This is a genomic window from Candidatus Jidaibacter acanthamoeba (assembly GCF_000815465.1).
Taxonomy (GTDB): Bacteria; Pseudomonadota; Alphaproteobacteria; order Rickettsiales; family Midichloriaceae; genus Jidaibacter; species Jidaibacter acanthamoebae.
In genome coordinates this window covers 1-22,221 of the sequence record NZ_JSWE01000096.1, presented here as the reverse complement: position 1 = coordinate 22,221, position 22,221 = coordinate 1, and the positions used below count along the sequence as shown (strand labels likewise).

Sequence of the window (22,221 nt, the reverse complement as noted above, 5' to 3'; positions counted from 1 at the left end):
TCTAAAATAGTTAAAAATATGAAACGTATATTAAAAGAAAGCCGAAATGAGCATGGACAAACTTCATTAATAATTGCTGCAAGAGATGGCGATAATAGTCAAGTTGAAATCCTTCTAGGAAAGGGGGAAGATACAAGGGCTAAAGATGATTACGGTTGTACTGCTCTAATGCGTGCAGCTATGGCTGGTCATAAAAGTACTGCATTAATCCTTATAAAACATGGTGCAGAAATAAATGCGAAGGGTAAAGACGGTAATACTGCTTTAACTTATGCTATATCATGCAGAAATGAAGATATGGTAAGATTACTCGTCGAGAATGGTGCCAGTATACATTTAACCGATGATAATGGCTCCACTCCTTTAATTTCAGCAATAATTTATGATTGCAGAGGAATAATATCCTTACTTCTCGATAATGATACTATTAATAAAGCTGATAATAATGGCACTACTCCGTTAATGTGGGCTGCAATCAATCAAAATAAAGATATAGCATTAACGTTTATTAATAGGGGGGCAGAAATAGAAGCAAAAAGTAAAGATGGTAGCACAGCATTAATGTGGGCTACATGCAGGAGAGAAATTCATATTGTACAAACTCTTATAAACAAAAGAGCTAAGGTTAATACTCAGGATAATGAAGGTAACACTGCATTGATGAGAGCAGTAGAAGAAGGTGAGTATGAGATTGCAAAAGTCTTGCTTAAAGCTGGGGCAGATATAAATACTACTAGAAATATAGGTAATTTTACAACAGCATTACATATAATATTAAGTAAAATAAGCCCCCATCCTATAGAGAATAATTTTAAAATTCTAGAATTGCTATTAGAAAACGGGGCAGATATCTCTATGCCTGACGGTATAGGAAGAACTATCTTTGATAAAGCAAATACGAATTCCAAAATAAAGGACATTTTATTAAAAAAGATACCTGTAATTTTAGGTAACCTAAAGTTAGTAGAAATAAAAGAAGGAGATAATGAGAGTATCCAAAAGAATAAAATAATTACATCTTTATTATATGAAAGCCAAAGGCATAAACTTGAAGACGAGCCATGTAAAACACTAATAAATATATTAAGATTCACTCTAAATGAATATAATTTGCAGCATTATATTCAGAATGGAAAGATAATAAGAGAGTTTACTAAATCTAACTCTACTTTTATATCAGAGCTGCAAAAATTCATAGTTAATGAAGAAACTAAGAATACTGATTTTTATGGCTCTTATCTTTCAGATGATTCAGATTCAGAACATGAGGATGAAGTTAACGAATATGATAATATAAGAACACAAATTACTCCTGCTTTAAAAAAAGCATACCAAGAGAGCTTTTTAAGAAAAATTAGAGATAATTCAAATGCTGAATTCAAATTTGATGATCTTAAAAAATCCGTAAGAGATCGCCAGCAAATAAGCTATCCAAGTATTATTGATAAAAATAAGATACAAGAAGTTTTAAATAAAATAAACGAACTTATTACTAATGGTAGTACTATTAAACAAGCTCTAGAAGAAATAAAAAATAACCTTAAGTTACAAAATATTAAGTTCTTTATAGCTCAATATAGAGGAATTAATTACAACACTACCAAGTGGAATAAACCAGCTCGCGGAGCCCATAGGAAAGAAGATGAAGTAGGCAGGCCTTATTATAGTGCTTCAATATTATTCGGTGCTAGCCAAACCAATAACTTTGCTGAACTATACAAATGTAAATCTACTTTAACGCCTGAAGAAACAATAAAACTAAGCCGTGCATTTGAAATATGGAATAATGCCTTAAAAGATAAATTATTAGCAGCAAGAAAGACAGGGAAGTATGCTTATAATTGTTATATCTATAATAATTTAGCCGAATTGTTGCAAGACTTATATACTAAAGACTATGATAATTTTACTAGCCTTGCAACCAATAATCTTATACTTAAGCAGTATTTATTAAATAATCACAACCCATTTGTGTCTACAGGAGATGTGCCTTATCATGCACTAAAATATGCATATGGTATTAAAATTTATGAAGTTCATAAAGATGAGAGATTAAGACCTAGATGGCGTAAAAACGGAAAAGCAGAAAGACCGTATTCAGGTAAGGTTTATCTCTCATTACACCCCTTAGAAGATTACTCGGAAAACGGAGCTTTACATGTTGTGAGCCTAAATGCACAGGGTAGAGTTAATATAAATAATATAATAGTATCAGAAAGGGAAGCCAGCTTCCCAGCTTCAATCCCAGCCGAAAGAATAATTGAGATTCATATAGCTAAATATCCTTCTTTCCATAGAGGATACAAAGATTTTTATCTGGAAAAATATGGTTTAACTAGAACAATGTATAGAGAATTAAGAGATAAATTCAAAACCCTCAAACCTCATACTCCTGGCATGGAAAGATTTAAGCAAATATTAGGAGAATGGTTATGTTCTTACCATGAAGTTAAGATGGTTGAACTGGCCAGAAAGAAAGCTGAAGAGCTATATGGCGTACTTATATATAGGGGGCTAGACGGTTTATTTACCATGCAATTACCTAGTGATACCCCAATGCGCAAAGCTTCAGATATGAAAAATAAAACAGAAGCAGCTAGAATGGTTAGAGGAAATTCAGCATCTCATAATGGTAGAGAAATAAGAGAAAAAGTAATTAGAGAGATATCTGATAGAGAAGGAAATTTTGAACAAAAAGGAGCTTATACATATGAGCAATTTATTAGGTTAGTAGAAAACAATAAATTAAGCGAACTTCGAAGCAGTATTTTTCCAAGTTGTTATTATTGGACTTCATGCTTATATAGCAATAAACTAACCACTGCACTTCATATAGCAGTAAATAAACAAAACTTGCTAATTGTAGAATATCTTTTGCAAAACAGAGCTTTTCTGGATGTAAGGGATAGTGAAGGTAAGACACCATTACATTTAGCTGTAATTAACAAGGATATAAAAATTATAGACTGCCTAGTGAAGCATGGAGCTAACAATCGCATTCCTGATAATTCTAATAAAACCCCTTTTGACTTGGCTAGAGAAATCGGAGATAAAGAACTTGAAGATAGCTTGCTAAACTTTGAAGAACAACGAACAAAGAGCAGAAAGTCCAATAATGAGCAACTATCCCGTAGTGAAATAGATAAAATACTTGAAGAAATTCAAAAAAATAAATTTTTAAAAACCCTCTTTAATAAAGCTAGAGAAGACACTGAAGATAACACTGTAGTAGACTTAATAAATAAATTTGATTCCAAGCAACCAATAGAACAAATTGAAATTTTAGCAAAATTATGCGGATATTATGGAGATTTCAAAGCCTTATTAGCCATAACAAATATTTCTAACTTAACCAATAAAATTAAATGCTTTGCAATTAGTGGTGCGATTACTTGGTTACAAACTCATCTTTCTAAAGAGGAAGGCAATAATTTGGAAGCTACAGAGCAATATTCCATATTAGAATCATATGGCATTACAAATGAGGTCATAAATAAGGCTTTAAATTCATCCCTATTTAGCTCTCAAGCTAAAGGAAAAGAAAGAAATCGGGAAAGATAGGGACATAAAGCAAATTTGTATGGATATAGCTCTTTATTTACTTAGCCTTTTCCAGCAACATATTAATCTTTTTATATTGCCAACTCCTTTGTTTACGGGGTTCTGCAATCATCTCAAGTAATTGTCCTATCTTCGGGAAATAAAGATGTTTGCCGTTTCGTCTATATGCAGTGCAAGCATCTCTAATCAGATCAATCGGGTATGGGCTTAAGTCTTCAATGTAATCTGTCATTAGTTCCTGTAACTGATATTCATTCAAGCCGATTATCGGGTAATGACGATTCAACTTATCCAATTCTTCCAAAATTTCTTGTGAGGTTGCAGGTTGCATTAACTTTTCAAATACAATTTTAGCTTCAACTAACTGTTCGTAAATGACGGAGGTCTTTGAGATGACAGGTATCGGCTTGCTGTAGTGTATGCCCCATTGGTTCTTTATCCCTATCCAGTTGTACTCCGTTGAGCTTAGCAAGGATGTTAGCACTTGCGGTAGTAAATAAATCGCGGGCGTTTGGTTTTGTGATTGTATTTTTTCCATATCCTTTCCTCATGTTCCTATTGAATTCAATGCTGTTGCGTAGCCAGTTCCTAAGCGCAGCTACTCCGTCTCTAGGCGGTTTACTGCGATATGCTCTGAAGTAATCCTTAAACTTTTCCAATTCCCAAGTCAGATCCAGCTCATCAAGCATGTTCTCCCTTGCCCAGTCCTCTACCTGATCTACTCTCAACTCTTCCAGCCAGTCATTCAGTTGTTTTGGCTTCTTTCGAGGTTTCGCATCTTTGCCTTTAGTCGGCTTTGCATTTTCCACTTCAGCTAGCGGTACGTTTCCTTCCTCAATTACCTCAAATTCATAGGAAACTTTTTCTTTTTTTGTATTCCCTAAGGGAATATTTTTTTCTTTTAAAGGTTTTTTTTCTTTCTTCTTTTTCTTTTGGTTCTTTTCTTTTTCGTCTTTCTTTTTTACCCAACCCTTACTCTGCGTCATTGCTACAAGGATATGGTTAGTAAACACAGGTTTTTCCTGAAGTACAGGAGAGCTATCCTTGCGTTGAGTATTAGTCACTTCCGAGTCAGTTGTTGAGTTGGCAACTTTATTTATCTCACCTGAGATATAGGAGCTATCTATGGTTAGCACGGTTCCTTTAGCGCTTACCTCTGAGTCAATTAATCCAAGACATTTTAGGCGGGATAAGAACCTTCTTACCCTCACTTCATTCCACTGCCATACTTTAGCTAATGATCGGTTGGAGGTTAATATCTGTCCCTTGTTTACTATGTACAGATTTTTATTCAGCACTTTATAACAAGGTTCAATAGCTATATTATTGATTAACCATCTCCAAGCTTCTCTTTCAGTTAACGGTTCATCGGCAAACAGGTTGTCTATTTCATTTATTTTAAGCATGTCAATTTTACCTATTGGTTTTATTTAGCTAATTTTATGTGGAATATTTATTACATCTCTGATGAAGGTTGGTGGTAGGTATAGCGCTAATTTAAGTAAAGAAGATAATGTTAACTGCTTTTCTCCTCTTACCCAACTTGCTAGAGTTCGTTCATCTACCCTAAGTTCTCTTGCTGCTTTTTTATAAGGAATCATTCCGCATGAGCCGATATAAAACCTTATAATTTTGCTGAACTCATCTCTGGTATTATAAGTATTAATTTTACTATATATATTCATAGCTTCTCTTTTTGTTTTATTTGATATAATATGATTATATAACTACTTATGTTGAGTATATATAATAGTTACTATAGCATAGATACAAATAACATATAGAGATTGTACTCACAAGCAGAAAAATAAATGAGACGGATATGATAAATACGAAATATGTTTTAGAGAATTTAAAAGAGCAGATAAAACAAAGGATGAGCGAAAGGAACTTAACTGCAAGCTCGGTTGAAAAGAAATCAGGACTTAAGATTAGTGCGGTAAGAAATATCTTAAATAATAAATCCACTAATCCCGGGATGGAGACCTTAGTTGCTATAGCAAAAACCCTGGAGTGCTCGGTAGATGCTTTATTGGGTAATCAATCGGCAAGCTCTGTATATGCAAGCACTAAAAATCAGATTACGAGATCTTCCGAAAAGCACATTTGGAACTTTAAACTATATAATGGCACCTTGCAGGCAGTAGAGAAAATAATAGCCCAAAAACACTTAACTCTTACCTTGGAGCAGATGTTGCACCTTATACAGGAAGTTTATATTTATTCCTTAAATGAAGAAAACCCGAAAGTAGACACCAGATTCGCTAACTGGATGGTGGAGAATATACATACCCAAGAACTTATATAAAATTTAAAAACTTAGAATTAAAAGAAAGTATTAAATTTTTAAAGTGCACATGTATTAGGAGACTTTACTAAAAAGATTGTAGAAGAAGATAATGGTAGAGGCAAAGGCAAGGATCATTGTAAAAGTTAATACTAAATATATTTATAACTTTATTATTAAATAATTTAATATAACAGTTATATTAATTAAATATTAATTATAGTTTAATCTTTATTGATAAAACGTACTTAATTATAATATAATTATTAAACTTTTGTTAAAAAGTGAATTAATTTAATTTGAGATATTATATGAAGACATTTGATTATTCATCTGAAGAAAGGCAACTAGCTTATCCATTACATTATTGGTTGCGCCAGCAAGGAAGTGAGTACGTAGAACGCATATACGATTCAATAAAAAATGAAATTGATAATAAGCATGAATTTTTTAATAGGGAAGATGAGCATGGCTTCACACCTATGCATGTTTTTTCAGGATTTAATGCTCATAATCCCAAAAATATTGTTAATGGTGAATATTTATACAAGCAAGGCGCAGATTTAAATGCACAAGATAAAGAAGGGAACACCCCATTACATACATGGGCTTATAATTATGATAAAGCAACTCGAGGTAGTGAAGATGTCCCTATTAAAATTGTTGCAGAAATAAAATGGTCGGCAGTAAAAAGTAGTATGCCTTTCTTAGGTTGGATGATAGTAAATGGTGCTGATATTAATATTCATAACCATGATAATACCACTGCTTTAGAGCTTATAATGCAAGTTATACCTAAAGATATAAAGATTGATGAAAAAACTATGAAAGAAGCATACAATAATTGGAAAGAAACTGGAAAAGTAAAAGAATTACAATATAAAAATACAAATGAAAAAGGCTGTTGCATTATGATGTAATATAGAAAACAGTATAAAATATAATTTTTAAGAATTCAGGTGTGTTATATAAAAAATAAGTACTACAGTCTTAAAGCATCTTGTATACAGTGTGTATTCCCCCTGATTTCTTAAATTCAAAACAAAGCAATTATATAACATAAAACTTGAACTTTATTAAAAAAGCTCAATATAATTAAGTTTAAATATTAAAAAATTAAGTTAGGAAGTCTAAAATATAAAAAGTATTTATACTTTACTATAATTTTTAGCAAATCATAATTATTCGTTAGCAATATATTAATAAAAAAGATATTGTAATAATACTAGGCTTTTATTAGTTTAAGCTGAAATTTGTTAAATGAATAAAGAGGGTTTAAATGGCTATTTTTAAAAAAGTTTTAATATTAAGTATTATAGCAGTTGCTATGGTTGCATCTTCGCGTTTTGAAAATATTAAGAAAGATACCTCTATCAACAAATTGCAATCACAAATCCACCTTGAAATCAATAATACATTAACTCCTTTACATTGTGGTACAGGCGGAGATGGATAAATTTAATTTCTTTAATTAAAACCAATTTATTATAAGTAGTTAGCCCATTAGTATTAAGTATTCGATTTAAATTTATGTTATAAATTTAAATTAGCACACCATTATACGTAACAATTTAATTTTCAGATTTTCTTAATTATAAGGCTATTAATAAATTTTAATATCATAGTTTTATATATCTTTTGCTAAATCTTAACAAATAAATTATTATATTTAATATTACTATAATAAAGGTTTAAATGTTAAGATTAAATTTTCTTGATATCACAATATTGATTGCTTTTTTAGCAACATGCCTAGTAATAGGTATTGTTAAATCCGTGCAGATAAAAACTTTAAAAGAATTTGCATTAGGTTATAAAAATATTTCTTTAACTGCATTAGTTTGCTCTATGTTTGCTGCATCGACAGGTGCCGGAAGTACAATAGGAGTGACAGGTAAAATATATGAGTTTGGAACTATATTTGTTATTAGACAGCTCCTTGAACCACTGTTTTGGTTGGTCGCTGCATTTGTCATTGCTCCTAATATAACTCGGTTTAAAGGGTGTGTTTCATTAGGTGAAATAATGTATAAGCTTTATGGTGCTCCTGGAAGATGTATAACAGCCTTTGTATCTATAATTAGAAGCTTAGGTATTATAGCTGCACAAGCTGTAGCTATGGGATCTGTTTTTTATTTTTTTTTGGGAATTGACCCTAATTATGGAATTTTAATCGGATATAGTATTATAACTGTATATGCTGCACTTGGAGGTATTAGAGCAGTTATTTATACAGAAATCTTTAAGTCTAATATATTTCTTTTTATCATTCCAATTTCTTATATAGTTGTATTTACTAACACTGGTGGTATTGAAAGCTTTTTTCAAAGCCTTCCAGAATCACATTTGAATATAAAAATGTCAGACCATACTTTAAGTTTATTAACCAGTTTTGCACTTTATACCTTATTACCAGGATTTTACCCTGGATTCGTCCAACGGTGTTTAATTGCCCAGCACCCAGGAAAGCTTAAGCGTGCTTTAAAGATGACAGCTTTAATTTCTTTACCTGTGTCAGCAGCATTTTGTGTAATTGCATATAAGATGAAAGCTAATTATCCAGATATAGTTCCTAATGAAGCATTATTGTATTTTATAGCTATTTTACCAGAAGGGTTAAGAGGCTTGATGGTTACTGGTTTAATAGCAATTATTATGTCAATGGCTGAATCCGAGATTAATGCTACAAGCATTATTTTAGTAAATGATATAATTAAAGTACTATACCGTAATATTAATAATACTTTAGAGCTTGTTGCTATTAGATCAGTTACCATAATTCTTTCTATTTCATCTATAGTTCTTATTCATTCTGCTACAAATATCTTAAACCTCGTATGGTCAATAGCTAATTTCTGGGGGCCTATAATATCAATTCCTGCTTTATGTGGATTTTTAGGCTTTAAAACTAATAGTAGTTCTTTCGTTGCAAGTGTTATTACTGCAATGATATTTACCATAATTGGTAGATTTATTGCCGGAGAATTTGCAATTATCAGCTGGAGTTTTGGTATCCTTGGAAGTACCACTGGTTTATTTAGCATGCATTATTATCAAATTTATATTGGTAAACTTCCGCTAAAAATACAACCTCCTACAGAAAAGGTAGCTATTTTAGTTATTAACAAAACTTTAGATCTCTTTAAAGAAGTAGCTAAATTTATTAATTCTACTATTAGATTGATTAAAGAAAACCCAGGTCATCGTAATTTTGAAATTAAAAAGTTTTGTACATTTACACTTTCTTATTATTTCTTATATAGTTTAGATGTAACCTCAAATCCTGACCATCAGGTGGTCGCTTGGCTCCTGATATCAGGCTACTTTTTTTGTATGATAATGTTATCTAGAGAATTTATATTTAGTAAAAAGTTTTTAAATAACTATTTACATTATTATTGGTATTTCTTGCTAACATTTTGTTTACCATTTGTCTCAAACTATATGCTGTTTGTTAGTAATGGGGATGATTTTTGGATAATGAATGGTATATTATCTGCTTTTGCGCTCTATCTATTTGTTGATGCGAGAAGGTTTTTACTAATGTATACAGTAGGGCTTATCTGTGGAATTTTTTTATTTAGCAAAACTGGGCATAATATAAATTCATTTAAAGAAATTACTACTGCAAGCAGTATAGCTTACATTTATCTTTTTTTCTTATTCGCGACCCTTTTCTTTTTCCGCAAGCGTGAGAAAGAGCAGGAAGAGAGAGTAGAAACCATGCACGTGTTTGGCGGTGCTATGGCACATGAGGTGAAAAGCCCTCTTGCTACACTTAACATGTGTGCAGTGACCATAAATAATTTATTTCAGGGAGCTTTTGATAATAAAAAAGTAAAAGATAATACTTATACTTTTACATTGGATAAGGAAGAAGGGGATACTTTATTAGAATTTACTCAAATGCTTACTAAAGTTAGTTCTCAGGGTATAAGTACCGTAGACGGTCTTCTTGCCTCGCTTAAAAGCACCGTAATTGCCGATGATAAGAAGAATATTACCATTGAAGAATGCGTTACCGCAAGCATATTGGAATACAAACTTCTAAACCCCGAGAAAGACGGGGTCAATATTAATATTGTAGAAAACTTTTTATTTTACGGCTCAATGCATTATATTAAACGCTTGCTGTCTAATTTGCTTAATAATGCATATAAATATGGCGGCAGAAACGTAAAAATAGAGATTAGAGCAGAGAGTAATAAGCTATATTTTAGAGATAACGGTAAAGGCATATCAGAAGATGATATACCATATATATTTGATAAGTTTTATACCAAAAGCAAAAGCGGTACCGGTATCGGTCTCGCCTTCTGTAAAATGATAATGCATGATATGGGCGGATATATTGAATGTAAATCAAGAATAGGCAAATATACCGAATTTATCTTAACCTTTCCAGCACTTAAGAAGAAGAAGAAAAAGAAGGTAGTTAAAAAATAATGTTTATATTTCTTATATAGAACACCACAAAACTTATAGGTTAATGATATATATCTTTAGGAATTATATCGAAGCAATCCGGAGAAATTTCATCCTCCGTTTCAGCAAACGTACTATTGGAAAGGATGGTGATTCCTGCTTCACTTCTTACAGTGATTACAAGCTGAGCATCAGGGTCTAAGTTTTTAGCTTGTATTATATCCAGCTCTCCTTTTAAGTAAATTCTCTTTCCTTTTGTTAATAAATCTTTCAATTTATTAATTAAATCATCATTCCAAATTACTGCCTGGAAAAGCTTTGTAACATGGATAGGATCCCTGGAGTAAGGATGATAACCTATTTTCTGTTTTACAGCAATTATAACAATCCCATAAAGTTTTTGTGTTAAAGAATACCTAATTTGAATGTCCCGGTATAATCTTCCGTATAAATCAACATAAGCACCGTTTTGCATAATAGCCCTCAATATATACTAATTTTTCTTTATTGTTAAAGTATACTTAGTATGCAAGTTTTACAATATTTATTTGTATTATCTACTATATATTACTAATTTTACATAAGCGACAAAATGTAATTTACAATAATTTAATATATAGCTAACCTTTGTGTTTAGCCTGTCAAGGCATACAATGCTGCAAAACAAAAGTGAAAAATATATCTAAAAACTTAAGGTCGCTTATAGGTGGCAGAAAGATTAATATTTCTGAACTTGCACAAAGAGCTAATATACCTAAGCATCAAATGTATAATATAATTAACGGCCGTTCTCAAAATCTGGATGTGCTATATAAAATTACAAATATACTTGGAATAACGCTGGAAGATTTATTACAAGACAGCCTTACAGCGATTGAAGAGCTTAATAAATCCACAAAAGCTACTATAGCTATTATAAAAAAAGACGAAGAGGTTAATCCTGAAGAATATATAAAAGTGGTTAATTGCTTAAAGGAGGTTATAAGGGAATTTAATATAATAATAAGCTTGCACCAATTTGAGAAAATAGCAAATTTATTGTATTCTTATCACAACCTTGTGCTTTCCTATCATGATAGAAAAATACTTGCATTAGGTATGGTTTTGCATAGCTTGGAATGTATTAATAAAGAATAACTTTTTTAATAATGAAATATTAAGCTCTTTTATTAGAATATAAAGGAGCTTAATATAAAGTTTTAATAATATTATACTTTTTATAAGTATAAACTAAAGGTGCATTTTGCCCATTTCCTGATCTTCAATAAACTTAATTAAATCGGTTAACTTATACTTAACATACTTACCTATCTTAAACATCGGTATATAATAAGTTTTATTGCATGCCCAAACAGCTAGCGTGTTTTCTTTAAGTCCTAAGAATTCAGCTGCTTCTTTTCTGGAAAGTAATTTATTTTCATAATTTATTTGTCTGGTTTCTTTCATAATAATACTCCGAATAATTATTTTATATTTAACCCTCGAGCTTAGGAAGGCCAAGCTCATACCACCTTTTCAAAGCTTCAGCCTCTCCTCTCTTTATATAAGTAAGCTCTACTTTAGATAATTTGTTGATAAGGTTATCCACATTAAAAATAATATTATCTATTTCTATTGTCTTATATCCCAAACTATTAAGGTGCTCTTCTACCTGTTGTGAAATAGGAAGCTCTTGGTTATAATCCATAGCTTCTATAAGTTCATACCAAGTAATCTTCTTTATATTTTTATTCACATTTCACTCCTTTTGCACTAATACAGTAATATTTTAGTTTAATACAATAATATTTAGTATATTAATTAACCTTTTTATTTGACTTTATAAATTAATTTAACTATTTTTTAATATCAAGGTAGTTAAGTGTACTTATGTCAATATAGTTGGTATATATACTTATATAGCAAGCATTAATATATATCAACATGAATTATAAAAATTTTATAAATATATTAAGATGGAATTATAGACTTAACTATGAAAACTCTCTATTTAACAAAGTATATCAACTGCAATTAAAGCCGATCTACAAATCATCTATATTAGCTTTATGCTTAATATGTATAGTAATTATACTAGGTACATTCTATGTAGAGTATTATACAATCCGAAAATCCGTTAAGCTTAGAGCTGAACAAATACATGAATCTTTAGCCTCCACTATGCTTCGCTACAATGAATCTTTGTTATTAGCAGGTAAACTACTAATTAATAACCAAAACTATAAAGATGAAAGTAAAGTTAAACAAATATTTAGAAGAGTAAATTCATTAAACCCGAAATTAGATATTGAGAGCATAACTTGGCATAGTAAAGACTTAGCTGATAACATAGGTATATATGGTGCAATTACTACTTCTTCGGCAACAAATGAGTTTGAAGAAAAATTTAAATATAATTCTGATAAGCCTATAGTTACAAAATTATCTAAGCAAGATAGCAATCTAAAAGTAATGAATCTATCTATTGGACTAAGTGATATAAAAAACAACTTAATAGGTTATCTTGATCTTCCTATAAATTTATCAAATATTATTACCGAATCGACATCACATATAAACTTACCTTTTACATTTGATATTGACACAACCAATACACCTCAAAATAGTCGAACAAATATACTCATAAGGCATATACCTAAAATAGAAAACTTACCTTATAGAGTTTCTATAGGATATAATAAAAAATATTTCTTATTATCCATATTCAGATTATGTCTAGTCAGATGCATGTTAACATTTGTAGTCGGTATTACGTTATTAGTTATATATACCTTACAGCAAAAGAAGCAGATCATTAAAGATTACAAAGATATATTTAAGCAGGAAATAGATTCACTTAAGGTCTCTGTAAATAAATTAGAGAAGAATAATGCCTTAATTGAGGCTTATAAGAGCTCCCTAAATTCTACTGGTTGTTTTAATTTAGAGCTTAGTAAGCAAAAAAGCTTATCGATTGAAATAATTAGAGAATCTAATAATACACTTGCTAAGCTTCTTAATAATGAACTTGATATTGAAGTAAATTATGAAAAGCTTAAAAATGTTATGCAGAAAATTGAAAGTATTACTACTCAACTTTTAAATAATATAGTTGATAACGAGAATTATAACACGATAAGCCTAAAAGCTTTAACAGATGAAATAATAAGCTTGTTTTCACCGATCGCAATCAAGCAGAAAATTACAATTAATAATATTATTAAAGGTTCGGTAAAAATCAAAGCTAATGAATTGATTTTAAAACAAGTCCTGGTTAGTTTATTAGCTCGTGCTATAAGATCATTGCCTGAAGGGAGTAAAATTGAAATAAGTTCAAGGAAAGAAAAGCAAAATATTATATTTTGCTTCGAAGATAACGGCTTTGGTCTTACAGATAACTTTTTAAATAGCTTACAGTTTAAGGGTCAAGACGAAATAGAGCAGTTAGTTGGAAATTTAATGATCGATTATACTCATCTTCCTTATGTAGCGCAGGAATCTTTGCAGGGTAAATTATCTACAACACACTCACACCGCCAAGGGAACAAGGTTACTTTAACCATGCCAAGTACTCAAGAAGAAGAGAACATATACTCTAATTCAAAAATTGTATTTTTACATTCTAATCGTAGTAGACAACCGTTATGAAACGCTTGTATTACCTAATTAAGTGCATAATTGCTGTAACATTTTTATTTATACCTGTTAATAAATGCTTTTCAAAGCAGCTTATAGGAAAAAACCCACCTAAAGTATGGAACGTACCTATCCATAATGAATACTTTACGGGTAGAAAAGAAATATTGAAACAAGTTACCCAAACATTAAAAAAAGGGAATGTTGCAATTATTGCGGGCATTTCAGGCATAGGTAAAACTCAAGTTGCAAAGAAGTATGCCGTTATAAATAATGAAAAATATGATATTATTTGGTGGTTTGACGCGGATAAAGATTTATTTGACCAGTTCAGGATACTTGCTGAAATGATTAATAACACTTATATTAAGCAGGAAGAAAAAATACCTGTCAACACCACACCTGAAAGCATAGTTGAAGGCGTTAAGAACTACTTAAGGCTTACTACTTTAAAATGGTTATTAATATTTGATGATAGCCCGAATGAAGCTAAAATAAAAAATTTAATTCCTCAAAGATACAACAATATCGGCGGCGACATAGTCATCACATCAAAAAACTTAATTTCATGGAAAGGAGCTATGAAACTTGGAAAATTTAGTAGAGAAGAATCAAAAGAGTATTTAATTAAGTTACTTCCTTCGGATGATTTGAAGAGCTTGGATAAGTTAGCTGAAATTTTAGATGATTATCCGCTCGCCTTATCTCAGTCGGTTGCATATCTTAAAGCTAATCATTCGATTGGTTTAAATGACTACATTGAAATATTTAAATCCGCTAAAACCTCCTTATGGGATAAAGAGCAAAAATTACATGAAGAAAATAGCGGATTACCTGATTTGGACAGTTACTCAGGCAATGTGTTTACTTCACTCTCCATTTCCATAAACGACCTTAAAAAGAAGTGCCCTTTAGCATTTGATATTCTGGCATTTTGTTCCACTCTTAATAATGAAAAGATACCTGAAGATTTTTTACAAAGTTTAGTAGAAGATAAAATGAAAGAAAGCCGGCTGGAATTTACTGATGCACTAGCCAGGCTAAATAATTATATGCTGATTGAGAAAAATAAATTAGCGAATGCAGAAGAGTCGATTACAACATACTCAATGCATGCAATTGTACAGCACGTAGTACAAGAAATGCTAAGCAAAGATGTTAAGATAAATAATATCAAGCTAGCTCAGCAAATTATCAGTAACAAACTACCTGATCAAATTGAGGAGCTAGCTCCGCTGATCTTAAGTAGGCCATATATTTTTGATCACTTAGGAACTATTGCAACTAAATCAAAGGAATTGTTAGTATATACTGAAGACCTTGCTGCCATGTATATTAGGCAGCTTGAATACGATTTACTGGTTACCTTAGATTATGATTCTTGTAGCAGATTGATAGACGAGATAAATAATTTAATTAATTACGATATAAAGATAAACGGATTATTATTAGCACAATTCCATCATATCAAAGCTATATATCACAACTGGAGGTTTGCAAATTCAGAATTATCTATTCAAGAAGCTAATAAAGCTTTAATGCTGCTTAAGCAATACCCTGAAAGGGTTTCTGATCACTTGAATCTATATAACCAGCTTGCTCAGTTTTATATTTATCAAGGTGATATAGATAATGCAGATAAATACGTAAACTTAGCAGAAGTAATAATTAGGAGCAATCGTGATATAAAAGCAGGATTGTTTAATGCCGTAAAAGCTAAGGTAGAGATGGATAAAGGTAATTACCTGGATGCATTAAACTTAGTTACTAAAGCAATTGATTATGAAGAAGTAAAAGATATTAGAGAAGTGCCGGGAGAATGGCCGTTATTTTTATTGCAAGCTGAAGTTTTTCTTAAAGCAGGCAGATATAGTGAAGCTTTTGACCTAAGTAATAAATTATATGAACTGGCTAATAAGTATTACAAAGATATGGATCACGAATTAATAGCTAGAATATTAATAGTTCTTTCCGCTTCAGCAATAAAACTAAGTAAATTAGAGTTAGCTAAAAACTATATTGAGAAAGCTTTGTATATACTAAGAAAAATACTGGGTGATGATGCCATAGATATTGATATGGCGAACACTTTAGTTATTCTGGGTGAGGTAAATGAAAAACAGCATAGATATACTGAAGCGAATGAATATTACGTAATGGCCGAACTAACTTTTAAACAACTTTTTGAAGATTCGAGAACTGATGATATTAGCTACTTATACTATAGGTTAGGTATTGTCGGAGCAAAATCAAAAGACTCATTCCAATTCAACCAATATCTTAATTTGCATAAAGCTAAATTCGGATTACTTCATCATAGGACTGAGAAGTTGATTAGGTATTTTGTAGATAATATTGAGCATTAGAAGATAAATTATCTAGATAGTGTCGTCATGAGATATTAGCCCATAGTATTAAACACCTGATTTGAACGGCAGCAAGGAAAGAGGCGGAGTTTTTAGCATACCTGGTGGCAATGCCTCTCCATCGTTTAAGATGCAGGAATGCATTTTCAACAAGGTGACGTAACTTATAGATTGCTTTATCATATTTTCTGGGAGTTTCCAAAAAATTGTGTTATTATTAATTTATCTCCCAAAGCTTATCCTGTCATATTATTCAAAGTATGAGCCGTAAAGATAATTGCTTTGATAACGCCGTTGCAGAGAGCTTTTTCCATACCTTGAAAACTGAATTATCACCAATGTAAATTTAAAATCAAGAAGAAAGCAAAACAAACGATATTTGAATATATTGAGGTATTTTACTACCGTATTAGAATTCATTCTGCTAATGATTATTTATCACCTACAAAGTTTGAATATATACAAAAATCTGCTTAGCATTATGTCCGCTTAACTGTTGACACATCAATTGTCTAAAGCTCAAAAATCTCTTTTAAATAAGTGTAATATTAGTATACAACCAACATGGTTGCACTAAATTGAATTATTTGAGAAGAAAAATGAGTAATAAGGATTTCCTGATAATAGCAGGTGAATTTAACCAGACTGGCCAACTAGAAACTAAAAATAGAAAAATATTTGATGAAATTAAGGATGTTTTTAAAAGAAAAAAGGCTAAGGACTACGTTGATCATTTATTTGATATGATTTCCGAGAGTGTTAATGAGGTCTTTAAAGTGCAAGGCGTTAAGGGATGGAAAAAATGGATTACTCATGGTCAGATAGCTACAGTTGGAATCGCTTATAGCTATCTAGATTATCTTAAAGATGAAAGAGAAATAAGTGGCAACCAAGGATGGAAAGCTGAACAAATTGCAGCTGCTCAAACAATTGCTTCATGGCTAACTAGTGGTATTGCTGGAGGAGTAACTGGTACTGCTTTAGGGCTTTTAGGTGCTGCTCCTGCTGCTTGTTTTGCAGGTGTAATAGTTGTGGGTTCAGTAGCTATAACAATATTTGAAGAAGCGAAATTTTTTGGTGAGCATGAAGATAATAAATCGGCTAAAGAAGTAATAGCTGATTTATTAAGAGATAAGGTAGTGCCAAAAGTTATTGAAGTACATAGGCCTCAAAACTCCTCTATAATTGAATTGGATAATATGGGTATAAATGATCATAACATTTCTAGTATAAATTCTATTAATGTAACCAGAGATACAGAGTTAGCGTTAGATACTAGCTTCTTCGATAAGCAGGAAGATAGATGTAAAAATGAAGTAAAGATAATTGAGTTATTGAAATCAGAGTTAAGCAAATATGTTGGTTTAGATAAGCTCTTAAATGACCCGCTTACTATAATACTCAATAAGCAACCAGAAGAAGAATATTTTATTTCTGAAGCTAATAGAATGCTTGAGAGTGAACTAGAATCCGCAATAAAAACAGGGTGTATTTATACTGTTAAGCTTTTACTAACAAAATATAAGGTAGCAATAAACAACTCAGAAGATAGATTCTATAATTCATTAGCTGTAGCAGTAGAGCAAAAGGATTATAAAATAGAAATTATTAAATTGCTTCTTGAAAATGGAGCAAATGTTAATGCTATTAAATATGAGCCAATAATTAGTAGGGCAGTAAGATATGAAAGGATAGAAATAATAAGAGTACTACTAGGAGATAAAAATATTTTCTTAAATTTAAAAAAAGAAGATAACCCTTTATACATAGCCGTATCAATGGGAAGCTATGATATTATAAATTTATTACTTGAAGCAGGAGCTGACCCGAATATTCAACTTAATTTAAAACCTGATAGAGAAATTGATTTCTTTAGAAAAAAGGTTTCTTGCTTTGATACCGTATTAGATAAAGCAATTGATGCAGGAGATTATAGGATTGTTGAATTATTACTAAAATACAGGGCTAATCCAAATATTCCCTCTGCAGGATCAAGCGATTGGGGAAAATATTGTTTTGAGGAATATAACCTATATCCCTTACAACGTGCAATAAAAAATAATAATATCACTTTAACTAAAACTTTACTAGCTTATAAAGCTGACCCAAATATCTCGTCGGCTTACCCGCAATATAAAGAAGATAGTTTTAACCTTTTATATGAAGCAATATATTCAAAAAATATTGAGCTAGTTAGATTATTATTAGAGCATGGGGGTGATCCTAATGGTAACTCACGCCACCCTAATCCAATAAGATATGCCTTTAAAAATAATATTGAAATAGCTAAGCTAATAATAAGCTATAGTTCCAAATTTCAAAAAGAAAGAAATCTTGCACTTACAAAGAAAAATTTACTAAATGCTATTGCTCATGCAATAGACTATAATTCGATCAATATTATAAAATTAATTTTTTCCTCATATTATAATATCTATTTGGATAATGAAGTTGGTAGTTGTTTGCTAGTTGAGGCGGCTTGGAATAAAAGTAACCTTGAGATAATAAATTGTTTAATTGACAACAAAGTAAATATTAATATTGGTTGCAATTATGATATATTATGGCGTAGAGATCTTTTAAATCCGGAAAACATTGTTAAAATTATAGATGCAGAAAATAATAGAAATAACAATGAGAAGAGATTCGCTCTCCAAGAGGCTGTAAAGCAAGATAATATTGAAATAGTTGAGCTATTAATTTTAAAGGGGGCTAAAGTTAATATTATAGATTATTTTGGCGATACTCCATTAAGTATAGCAGTCAAAAATTCTTTTTATAATACAGCAGAATTGTTATTAAAAAATGATGCTGACCCAAATTATATTATAATTAATCCTCAAGATGGGAGAACTCCATCTGGAGAAATTCGTAAGTGTTTTAGAAAAGATGATCAATATGGATTATTACAAATAGCAGTATATAATGATAATTATGAAATGGCAAAGCTTTTATTAAGTTATGGTGCGGATGTAAATCAAAAAAGTGCATATGGATGGTTGCCAATAATAGAATCTATTTTTAGAACTTGGTGTGATCAACAAAGAAAACCCAATTATAATATTGCAAAATTGTTAATACAATATAGGGCAGACCCTAACTCTGAATATTATGGAGTTACTCTACCTCAATTAATTTTACAGGGTATAAAAGAAGTAAAAGATGCATTTGCTTTTTGGGAGCCAATATTTAAAACGGGTGAAATTCCAGCAATATATGCTGAATATTTTAATAAAAACCCTATTGATAAGGTGATAGTAGAATACAATGCATTTATTGAAGAAAACCTAAGCTTAATTAAGTTATTAATTAATAAAGGATTCGATGTTAATAAACATGGAAAGTATAATGGGCTGACTAATACTTATGGGAACTCAGCACTACAATTAGCAATAAAACATAAAGATCATAAAATGGTGGAGTTTTTTCTTGAAGTAGGCGCTGATCCAAATTCACCTGATGCTCCTAGATATTCCATACTTTATTCAGCAATTAAGAGTCTAGACAAAGATATAATAACTAAACTTATTAGTTATGGAGCTTATCCTAATATTAAGGATTTACCTCATATAGGGAGCTATGATCTAAAAGAAATACCAATTGCTGATATTGTAAGTTTTTTAGAAGTTTTATTCCAGTTTGGTGGTAACCCTAATCATATTATTGAGGAAATGGAATTTCGGGTCAGATGTTATAAGGGTGATGACCCTTGTTTTTCATATAGGGAAAAACTTAAAGATTCAATAATTAGTTTAACTACGTTATATGGTTATATAGATGAAGAAAATATTTTTTTGAATAAGGCTAGGAAGATTGACCTAATAGTGCCACCGGCAACTAATGGAAATGATGTTATTAGTTTAGTGAAGCCAGGTTATTACTGGGGATTAGGTGGAAATGATATATTTAAGATTCATTATACTTACAATAATATCCTTGCGGCTTTTGAACAATTGGAGAGTAAAAAAACACCAATAGAAGAGTTGAGAAAGCACCATTTAATAATAATGGATTTTTCAAGATGTAATCCAGCAGAGAAAATCGATTTATCTGAGTTTAAACTAATTAAGTCTTACAGTGAGGTGAATTTAGTAAATACCACTATTCTTGATAGGCCTTCAGTTTTGCTTTCAATAAATCTAAATGGTGAAAATACAGAAATAGCAGCCTTATGTGGAATTAGCATTGATCATATTAGTGAAGCAAATTTTATTTTTGGTTAATTTAGAATAATTGGGTTAAATTACAACTAAGCAGAATATAGCTAGTTAGTTTAACCTTTTTTCAAAGTGGTATTGAACATAGCATCAACTGCACGGCCTACAGAAGTTCTGACTGGATCAAGGTTTAACCTGGCATATACAGCTGTGGCTGATTGGGTTTTATGACCAAGAGACTTTCCTATAATATAGCTATTAGCTCCTGTGGCAGCTTGCCAGCTGCCTAAGGTTCTGCGTAAGTCATGAATACGTAAGTTTTCAATACCTGCATTCTTTAATATTCTTTTCCATACATTTTTTGGCTCTTCAATATGCCCGCTCTTACTAGTTTCACTTAAAAATACCCAATCATTAATTTTATTTTTCAATCTGGAGTATAACAGTTCCACCGCTTGTGGGATTAAAGGTATAATTTGCGATTCTCCATTTTTAGTTTCTCTGATATACCATTCAGCTCTTTCTAGATTTATATCCTGCCAATTCATTGCCTGCACGTTACTCCGCCTAGCACCAGTTAGTAAACATATATAAAAAAAATCTTTAAACGTTTCATTCGGCTCATTATTCAATGCTTCAAAAAATCTTGGTATTTCATCATCTTGAATAAATCTATCCCGGCTTTTCTCTCTAAATTTTTTTATTCCTATACATGGGTTATTATCCAAGAATCCCCATTCAATAGCCTTATTAAATATTGTTGTAAGCAATGCTAAAACTCTATTAGCAGAGTAAAGCCCACTATTTTTAAGCAAATTAGCTTGAAGTTCTATAATATCACCTTTAAAAATATTATTAATTTTTTTGTTATAAAAGCGTGTGAGATGTACCCTATAAGCGTTATTATCTTCTCTCCAACATTTTTTATGCAAACGAGCATGCTTATCCATATATTCATTAAAAAGCTCAGAAAATAAAAGAACTTTCTTGGCAAATATTTTCTCATCTTTTGGGTTAATACCCTTGGCAATATCTGTAATAGCGGAATAAGCAGCTTTTCTTGCCTGCTCAACAGAGATTTCAGGAAATCTACCTAATTTCACTTTGTCAGGCCTGCCATTTATGCGTTTATATAAAAAAAATGTTCTTGTACCACTAGCAAATAACATAAGACCAAGGCCATTCACCTGTTTATCATAATAATAATTTATCTTTCCTTTTTCAGGTAAGGGTAAATTCATAACTTCTGTTTTAGTGAAATTAATCTTACTTGTCATGTGCCTTAATCTTTTATCTAAGTTACTTTCTACATATTTTCTACACCCTGTAGAAAATAATGTCAATTTCTTTAAAAGAATATTATAGTTAATTATATAATGCAACCCCTATAAAATAAGAGTTACAGAGTTAATGTAAAATATCATGGAAGCACTTAAATCCTTAAACCGTTAGACTACGGATCTAAAGGCTAGGGGTTCGACTCCTCTCGGGCGCACCATATATTTCAATAGCTTAGCGTGTAAAATATTGTTTTTTATCTGTTTTTCTCGTAATTACTTTATCTACCTTCTTATCTTCGCCCTAACCTATTGTATTTGCTAAAATATTTGCAGCTTTTTTCGATCATGTTGCTCAAATCAAAGTTGAAGTATATTTTCCCTATACCCCTGTTATTTAAGTGAGTTTAACCGATTGAGGCATACCCAGGTTAGTCATTTTGTTAAGCATATGGCAACCAAGTAATGTTTCTGCATCTTGATTGTCCCATTTTCTAGATCTTAGTTTCGCACCTATAATGCTTTTATATCGG

Annotated in this window: 16 protein-coding genes and 3 pseudogenes; 10 read left to right on the top strand and 9 right to left on the bottom strand. The window is 31.0% G+C overall.

The window, feature by feature from the left end; genetic code table 11:
* The first annotated feature begins 18 nt into the window (after window positions 1–18).
* Window positions 19–3,561, top strand: coding sequence for an ankyrin repeat domain-containing protein (locus tag NF27_RS04315; RefSeq protein WP_039456253.1), 3,543 nt, complete (start codon window positions 19–21; stop codon window positions 3,559–3,561).
* Between the two features lie 37 nt (window positions 3,562–3,598).
* On the opposite strand, the gene NF27_RS04310 is transcribed toward NF27_RS04315, so the two are convergent.
* The 3 genes from NF27_RS04310 to NF27_RS04300 are packed head-to-tail and all read right to left on the bottom strand — an operon-like array spanning window position 3,599 to window position 5,246.
* Window positions 3,599–3,892, bottom strand: coding sequence for a hypothetical protein (locus NF27_RS04310; RefSeq protein ID WP_039456250.1), 294 nt, complete (start codon window positions 3,890–3,892; stop codon window positions 3,599–3,601).
* Window positions 3,893–3,917: 25 nt separating this feature from the next.
* The gene (locus NF27_RS04305; protein WP_039456246.1) at window positions 3,918–4,967 is read right to left on the bottom strand and encodes a hypothetical protein; all 1,050 of its coding nucleotides are present in this window, start codon (window positions 4,965–4,967) and stop codon (window positions 3,918–3,920) included.
* Window positions 4,968–4,991: 24 nt separating this feature from the next.
* Window positions 4,992–5,246 (bottom strand): hypothetical protein, encoded by a 255-nt coding sequence (locus NF27_RS04300; RefSeq protein ID WP_039456244.1) that lies wholly within the window; start codon window positions 5,244–5,246, stop codon window positions 4,992–4,994.
* A 137-nt stretch (window positions 5,247–5,383) separates the two neighbouring features.
* Here NF27_RS04300 and NF27_RS04295 point away from each other — a divergent pair, with 137 nt between their 5' ends.
* From NF27_RS04295 to NF27_RS04285, 4 genes are all read left to right on the top strand, one after another.
* Window positions 5,384–5,869, top strand: coding sequence for a helix-turn-helix domain-containing protein (locus tag NF27_RS04295; protein WP_039456241.1), 486 nt, complete (start codon window positions 5,384–5,386; stop codon window positions 5,867–5,869).
* A gap of 290 nt (window positions 5,870–6,159) precedes the next feature.
* Entirely contained in the window at window positions 6,160–6,768 is a 609-nt protein-coding gene (locus NF27_RS04290; RefSeq protein ID WP_039456238.1) for a hypothetical protein, read from the top strand.
* A gap of 359 nt (window positions 6,769–7,127) precedes the next feature.
* Window positions 7,128–7,304 carry a hypothetical protein gene (locus NF27_RS12380; protein WP_161791799.1) on the top strand — a complete coding sequence of 59 codons (177 nt, stop codon included), beginning with the start codon at window positions 7,128–7,130 and terminating at the stop codon, window positions 7,302–7,304.
* Between the two features lie 239 nt (window positions 7,305–7,543).
* The gene (locus NF27_RS04285; RefSeq protein WP_039456235.1) at window positions 7,544–10,294 is read left to right on the top strand and encodes a sodium:solute symporter family transporter; all 2,751 of its coding nucleotides are present in this window, start codon (window positions 7,544–7,546) and stop codon (window positions 10,292–10,294) included.
* Between the two features lie 40 nt (window positions 10,295–10,334).
* Here the strand turns inward: NF27_RS04285 and NF27_RS04280 are convergent, their stop codons facing one another.
* Window positions 10,335–10,748 (bottom strand): single-stranded DNA-binding protein, encoded by a 414-nt coding sequence (locus tag NF27_RS04280; protein ID WP_039456233.1) that lies wholly within the window; start codon window positions 10,746–10,748, stop codon window positions 10,335–10,337.
* A gap of 194 nt (window positions 10,749–10,942) precedes the next feature.
* On the opposite strand from NF27_RS04280, the gene NF27_RS04275 reads away from it, so the two are divergent.
* Entirely contained in the window at window positions 10,943–11,410 is a 468-nt protein-coding gene (locus NF27_RS04275; RefSeq protein WP_039456230.1) for a helix-turn-helix domain-containing protein, read from the top strand.
* 93 nt (window positions 11,411–11,503) lie between these two features.
* Here the strand turns inward: NF27_RS04275 and NF27_RS04270 are convergent, their stop codons facing one another.
* Both NF27_RS04270 and NF27_RS04265 read right to left on the bottom strand, forming a co-directional pair.
* Entirely contained in the window at window positions 11,504–11,719 is a 216-nt protein-coding gene (locus tag NF27_RS04270) for a helix-turn-helix domain-containing protein (RefSeq protein WP_053332567.1), read from the bottom strand.
* Window positions 11,720–11,747: 28 nt separating this feature from the next.
* Window positions 11,748–12,008 (bottom strand): hypothetical protein, encoded by a 261-nt coding sequence (locus tag NF27_RS04265; RefSeq protein WP_039456227.1) that lies wholly within the window; start codon window positions 12,006–12,008, stop codon window positions 11,748–11,750.
* Window positions 12,009–12,196: 188 nt separating this feature from the next.
* Here NF27_RS04265 and NF27_RS04260 point away from each other — a divergent pair, with 188 nt between their 5' ends.
* Entirely contained in the window at window positions 12,197–13,900 is a 1,704-nt protein-coding gene (locus NF27_RS04260; protein WP_039456226.1) for a sensor histidine kinase, read from the top strand.
* Window positions 13,897–16,254, top strand: a complete 2,358-nt coding sequence (locus tag NF27_RS04255; protein ID WP_039456223.1) for a tetratricopeptide repeat protein — start codon at window positions 13,897–13,899, stop codon at window positions 16,252–16,254. The genes NF27_RS04260 and NF27_RS04255 overlap by 4 nt, the downstream gene beginning before the upstream one ends.
* Window positions 16,255–16,279: 25 nt before the next feature.
* Here NF27_RS04255 and NF27_RS11775 read toward each other — a convergent pair.
* Window positions 16,280–16,447 (bottom strand): annotated as a pseudogene (locus tag NF27_RS11775) (IS5/IS1182 family transposase); the annotation flags it as partial.
* Between the two features lie 61 nt (window positions 16,448–16,508).
* Here NF27_RS11775 and NF27_RS11770 point away from each other — a divergent pair.
* Window positions 16,509–16,731, top strand: a pseudogene (locus NF27_RS11770) (IS3 family transposase); the annotation flags it as partial.
* 122 nt (window positions 16,732–16,853) lie between these two features.
* Window positions 16,854–20,477: an ankyrin repeat domain-containing protein gene (locus tag NF27_RS04250; RefSeq protein ID WP_039456221.1), complete on the top strand. Its 3,624-nt coding sequence runs from the start codon at window positions 16,854–16,856 to the stop codon at window positions 20,475–20,477.
* Window positions 20,478–20,527: 50 nt separating this feature from the next.
* Here NF27_RS04250 and NF27_RS04245 read toward each other — a convergent pair whose 3' ends face one another.
* A complete protein-coding gene (locus NF27_RS04245) occupies window positions 20,528–21,688 on the bottom strand; it encodes a tyrosine-type recombinase/integrase (RefSeq protein ID WP_039456218.1) in 1,161 nt (386 codons plus the stop codon).
* A gap of 397 nt (window positions 21,689–22,085) precedes the next feature.
* A pseudogene (locus tag NF27_RS13005) lies at window positions 22,086–22,221 on the bottom strand (IS5-like element ISParac1 family transposase); the annotation flags it as partial.